Origin of the sequence: Polaromonas sp. (assembly GCF_031411155.1) — a bacterium.
In the GTDB taxonomy this organism is placed as follows: domain Bacteria; phylum Pseudomonadota; class Gammaproteobacteria; order Burkholderiales; family Burkholderiaceae_C; genus Polaromonas.
Genome location: NZ_JANOAL010000060.1, coordinates 1 through 1,666, shown reverse-complemented (window position 1 = coordinate 1,666; position 1,666 = coordinate 1). Strand labels below are relative to the sequence as shown.

Below are 1,666 nucleotides of genomic sequence, written 5' to 3'. Positions count from 1 at the left end.
ATAACGTAATGTCCAGAGCAAGACCCGCTCCATATGTTTGGCGTCGCTCCATAAGCTGGGCATCAAATCCTCCTGAAACGGGCTGTCAGCCTTGTTATTTGTTGAAAATTCTGGGTAAACATTCAGTTGTGAATTGCCCCCAAAACCCGGCAATCCTCCGCTGCAATCCACCCGCCTGCTGGATCCGATGCGCGAGCGCCTTCGGTACATGCACTGTAGCCTTTGTACCGAGACGGTTGACTGTACTGGACTCGACGGTCAGCCGCTTCCCGTCGCAGGCCGGGGAGTTTTGCCTCGAAGACCGTTTTGAACAGCATTTTCGGCCTCTAGCCCAATAACGACGGTCGCCTACAGCTATCGTTTTTGTAGCATCACAAAGCCCACTGCCCTCACTTGGGCCACAGCACCCACAGCCGCAGCGGCTGGTTGACGCGCGAGGCCAGTTCGCCGGCTTGCGGGCCGGTGCCGGCGAAATAGTCGGCGCGCACGCTGCCCACTATCGCGCTGCCGGTGTCTTGCGCCAGCACCAGCTTTTGCAGATGGGCGGCGCGGCCGCTGGAGGCCAGCCAGACCGGGGTGCCGTAGGGAATGCTGCCGGGGTCGACCGCAATCGAGCGGCCCGGCGTCAGCGCCACGCCCTGCGCGCCCTTGGGGCCGAAGGCGGCGTCGAAGTCGCTGAGCGCTTCTTCCCTGAAAAAGATGTAGCGCGGGTTGCTCCAGAGCAGCTGCTGCACGCGCTGCGGATTGTCGCGCGCCCAGGCCTTGGTGGCGTCAGGCCAGGGGTTGATCTTGGCCACGCCCTGCTCCAGCAGCCACTGGTTGACGCTGCGGTAGGGCTGCTCGTTGGAGCCGGCAAAGGCCACGCGCACGGTGCGCTGCGAGCCGTCGGGCTCGCTGAGGCTGAGCCGGCCCGAGCCCTGGATGTGCAGCACCAGCGCATCGATCGGGTCGGCGACCCAGGCAATCTCGCGCCCCTTGAGGGCCGCGCGCGCCTCGGGCAGGGTGTCGATGTCCTGGCGCGAGAACCAGGGCCGGCGCGCGCCCAGACCGGCCGGCACCCGGTACAGCGGCACCTCGAAGCCCGGCGCGGGCTGGCGGCTGGCCTTGAGCACCGGCTCGTAATAGCTGGTCAGCAGGCCTTCGGGCGCGCCCTGCAGGGTTTCGACGCGGTAGGGCTGCAGCCGGCTCGTCATCCAGCTGCGCTGCTCTTGCCCGCTGGCAATGCTGAGCCGCCTGACCTCGGCGCACAGCGGCGCAAAGGTCGGGCCGGGCCGCTCGCAACTCTTGAGCCAGGCGTTCCAGGCCTCATGCAGCGCATCGTCTTCAAAGCCCGGCAGCTCGGCCCAGCGCACCGGCACCCAGCGGCTTTTGCCCTGCTGCAGGGTTGGCGGCAACGGGCCGGTATCGCCGGGACGGCCGGCGGGGATCGTGGCCAGGCCGCCCGGCGAAGGTGACGACGCCGCTGGCGGCAGCGGCGGGCTGGCGCACGAGGCCAGCAGCGTCGCCATGGCGATAATTGACGCCATCCAAGGAAATTTCATGACCCTACTCTTGCTCGAAGCCCTGGGGGCGCTGCTGCTGCTGGTATTCATTGTGTGGTGGACCATGTTTTCGGGGCGCAGGAAGGGCGAGCTGAAGGACGAGCCGGCCGACCCTGCCGGCGACC

The 1,666-nt window shown here is 66.7% G+C and carries 2 protein-coding genes; both read right to left on the bottom strand.

The window, feature by feature from the left end:
* Positions 1 to 210, bottom strand: a 210-nt coding sequence (locus RMO23_RS03555; RefSeq protein ID WP_309678724.1) for a hypothetical protein, incomplete at its 3' end; no start/stop codon positions are given.
* A gap of 179 nt (positions 211 to 389) precedes the next feature.
* Positions 390 to 1,592, bottom strand: a complete 1,203-nt coding sequence (locus RMO23_RS03550; RefSeq protein WP_309678723.1) for an MltA domain-containing protein — start codon at positions 1,590 to 1,592, stop codon at positions 390 to 392.
* Positions 1,593 to 1,666 lie beyond the last annotated feature (74 nt).